General features: G+C 37.5%; 6 protein-coding genes and 2 pseudogenes. All 8 read left to right on the top strand.

All coding sequences use genetic code 11. From position 1 onward, the window contains the following. Positions 1 to 289, top strand: a pseudogene (locus tag RQ763_RS10970) (hypothetical protein); the annotation flags it as partial. A 19-nt stretch (positions 290 to 308) separates the two neighbouring features. Continuing rightward, positions 309 to 878 (top strand): class I SAM-dependent methyltransferase, encoded by a 570-nt coding sequence (locus tag RQ763_RS10965; RefSeq protein ID WP_314153006.1) that lies wholly within the window; start codon positions 309 to 311, stop codon positions 876 to 878. Between the two features lie 113 nt (positions 879 to 991). Beyond that, positions 992 to 1411 (top strand): hypothetical protein, encoded by a 420-nt coding sequence (locus tag RQ763_RS10960; protein WP_314153005.1) that lies wholly within the window; start codon positions 992 to 994, stop codon positions 1409 to 1411. 135 nt (positions 1412 to 1546) lie between these two features. Then, a complete protein-coding gene (locus RQ763_RS10955) occupies positions 1547 to 1951 on the top strand; it encodes a PH domain-containing protein (RefSeq protein ID WP_314153004.1) in 405 nt (134 codons plus the stop codon). Positions 1952 to 1979: 28 nt separating this feature from the next. Next, complete coding sequence (locus RQ763_RS10950; RefSeq protein ID WP_314153002.1) at positions 1980 to 2255, top strand: CBU_0592 family membrane protein; 276 nt, start codon at positions 1980 to 1982, stop codon at positions 2253 to 2255. 27 nt (positions 2256 to 2282) lie between these two features. Then, positions 2283 to 2567, top strand: a complete 285-nt coding sequence (locus RQ763_RS10945) for a type II toxin-antitoxin system RelE/ParE family toxin (protein WP_314153001.1) — start codon at positions 2283 to 2285, stop codon at positions 2565 to 2567. A gap of 11 nt (positions 2568 to 2578) precedes the next feature. After that, positions 2579 to 2872 carry a HigA family addiction module antitoxin gene (locus tag RQ763_RS10940; RefSeq protein ID WP_314153000.1) on the top strand — a complete coding sequence of 98 codons (294 nt, stop codon included), beginning with the start codon at positions 2579 to 2581 and terminating at the stop codon, positions 2870 to 2872. After that, positions 2873 to 3233: pseudogene (locus RQ763_RS10935) on the top strand (bifunctional riboflavin kinase/FAD synthetase); the annotation flags it as partial. It lies immediately after the preceding gene.

Below are 3233 nucleotides of genomic sequence, written 5' to 3'. Positions count from 1 at the left end.
AGATAAAACAACTAAAGAGTACAAAGTCTTAAAAGGTCTTAAAAAAGAGAACTTGTGGGATAATATGACAAATACGGAGCTGATTTTAAATATGTTGGCGGAAGCTTCTACCAAAGACATCTCAGAAGCGATAAATCCTAAAAGCTTTGAAGAGAGCAAAGATGTAGCCAAACAAGGCGGCAACGTAGCAAAAGTCGCACGAGCCGAACTTGAAGCTAAAACAGGCAAAAAGGTAGTGACAAGCAAAAACGCAAAAAATCTACTTGAAGATAACGAAAAAAAGAAATGATAAAGAAACAGGATGCAACATGATGCCTTTTAACAATCTCGGATTTGTCTTTAAACATTTCGGCTCCATTATATATTCTAAACCGATTTTAGAAGATCTGTGTCTGTTTTTGCAGGACTTCAGTGATAAAGAGAGTGTTTTGGACATAGGTGCGGGTACCGGAGTGATGAGCGAGTTCGCCTACAGATGCAACGCTAACTTGAAGTATGTCGCAATTGATCCTGCAGAGGGGATGCTCAAATACGCTCCGCCGTATCTGGAGACTCATGTAGGAGCAGCAGAGGCACTGCCGTTTGAAGATAGCAGTTTTGATGCCGTCTTTATGGGAGAATCGCTGCATCACTTTGAAGATATAGACGCCGCGCTTGGGGAAGTTGTGCGGGTGCTAAAAGAGGGCGGAAGACTTTTTATCTACGACTTTGACAGAAGCACCTTTTTGGGCAAGTGCGTCTGTTTTATGGAGAGAGTGTTTGGAGAGCCTGCCAACTTCTACGAACCGAGCGTACTAAAAGAGGAGCTTGAGAGTCACGGTTTTAGCGTAACTGTAATGCAACATGGATGGCGGTATACTGTTAGCGCTACTCTCTAGTAATATTAAGTAGTTTTCTTATTTTAGATGAACATTTGTGAATTTGTTGATATCAAGCTGTTTTCTATATAATGTTCGTTAGATAAATAGTTACGCAGGAAAAGGGAACTACAATGGATGAAACTCAAATTATAAAAACATTAATCACGGCAATTATCGGCGGTGTTGTAGCTACTTATTTAAAGTCACTTCTAGACAAGAAGAAAGAGCTAGACATTTCTCTTAATAAAATTACCGAAGATAAATATCGAAGCTTATTGGTTTTCATGGCATGTGCTTTAGATATTAACAAAAAGAGATATTTTAGTTTGGTGGAGCAAACGGAGAATAAAACATCAGAAGATTATATGAATCAAATAAAAGAGTACTATTATCATTCAATATTGTACTCTTCGGACGATGTGATTGAAAAACTAAAAGCATTTATTGAATCTCCATCGAAGAATAGTTATGTTGAAGTTGCGCAAGCAATGCGAAAAGACCTTTGGGGAAGAAAAACCAAACTTGGTTTTAATGAAATTGAGTTGAAATAATGTGTAACAAATTTCTCGTTCCCATCGTCCACGATGGGAATGCATACATGAGTTTGTATGGCTGCAATATGCATTCCAACGCTGGAGCATTGGAACGAGAAAAATAAACGCTAAAACTAAAAACAGGAGATAGAAATGGGCTACATCAACGACTCTTTATCAAACGACGAAGAAATCAAGGCGCTTTTCAAGCTTCACTGGTTCTCTAAAATTCCAATGATTATTTGGATTATTCTTTCCATACCCACTTTCGGGGCTACACTTCTTTTAGCCATTTGGGAGTGGTTGAGGCTACGAAGTATTGAACAAGGTGTAACAAATAAGCGCGTTATTCTCAAAAAAGGAATAGTAAGCCGAAAATCTGAGGAGATGAAAATCGCATCTGTGGAAACGGTTGAAATCATTCAGGGAGTTATTGGGCGAATATTCGGTTTCGGCACCATAAAAGTAACAGGGCGAGGAATTAGCGACCTCATATTTAAGAACGTCGACGACCCAATGGATGTTAAGAAAAAAATAGAGAGTGTAGAGATAAGATAAGTTAACAAATAAACCACGGAGAGAATAAATGAACAGTTTTACAGTAGATGTCGTCGGTATCGTGGGTGTAGCAATGGTTTTGGCAACATATTTTTTACTCCAGAGTGAAAAAATAGACTCCAAAGGCTTTTTGTACTCGTTTCTTAATCTCTTAGGCGCACTGCTTATTGTCTATTCACTCTTGTACAACTGGAATCTTGCCTCTTTTGTCATAGAGTTTTTTTGGGTTTTGATAAGTTTGTATGGGCTTAAAAAGTGGTATAGAAATAAAAAGCAAAAAAGTGCTTCGAATGGTCTTGACTAACTTATCGTATTGTGATAATATGCCAATATGATAAAATCTTTTAAATGCAAGTATACAGAGCAACTTTTTGACGGTAAATATCAGAAGAAATTTTCTGCATCTGTTAATAATGTCGGCAAAAGAAAACTCGATATGCTTGAAGCTTCGTTTGATGAGAGCGATTTAAGAGTTCCGCCTTCAAATCATTTTGAGCATTTGAAGGGCGATTTAAAAGGTTTTTGCAGTATCAGGATAAATGAGCAATTTAGAGTGATTTTTAGATTTGAAAATTCCAATGCTTATGATGTATATATTGATGATTATCACAAATAAAGGAGCATAATATGAAAGCAATAAGACCAAGTACGCACCCGGGCATTATTTTAAGAGATGAGTTTGCTCTGCCGCTAAATCTCACTCAAGCCCAGTTGTCACATGACTTAAAAGTGGGTATTAAGACACTAAGTGAACTTTATAATGAAAAAAGAGGCATAACTTCTTTGATGGCTTTAAAGCTATCGGAGTATTTCGGTACAACACCGCAGTTTTGGCTAAATTTACAAAATAATTATGACTTGTACAAAACTTATGAAAAAGAGAAAGAAAATATACAAAACATCACCCATAGAGTTGCGTAAATGACAGATATGAGAAACAGTACATCCATTGCTATTGGCGGCTTTGACGGGATGCATATCGGGCATCAGCAGCTTTTTGGAGCGTTGGATGAGAATAGCACTATTGTCGTTATCGAGACTGGTTATGCGAACCTTACCCCAAAAGAAGAGCGTGAGCACTTTTCGCACTTTCCCATTGTCTATCTTGAACTTGACGATATTCGTCATCTTAGCGGGGAGGAGTTTATAGCTTTTTTGAAAGAGAAGTTTCCGAAACTCCAAAAGATAGTTGTCGGGTATGATTTTCACTTTGGAAAAAACAGAAAATACTCTTTTAATGACCTGAAAACTCTATTTGATGGAGAGGTAGATGTGATTGAGG

The sequence above is a fragment of the Sulfurimonas sp. genome, assembly GCF_032250635.1.
GTDB lineage: Bacteria > Campylobacterota > Campylobacteria > Campylobacterales > Sulfurimonadaceae > Sulfurimonas.
The sequence above is the reverse complement of the archived record's forward strand: the minus strand, read 5'-3'. Positions and strand labels throughout refer to the sequence as shown.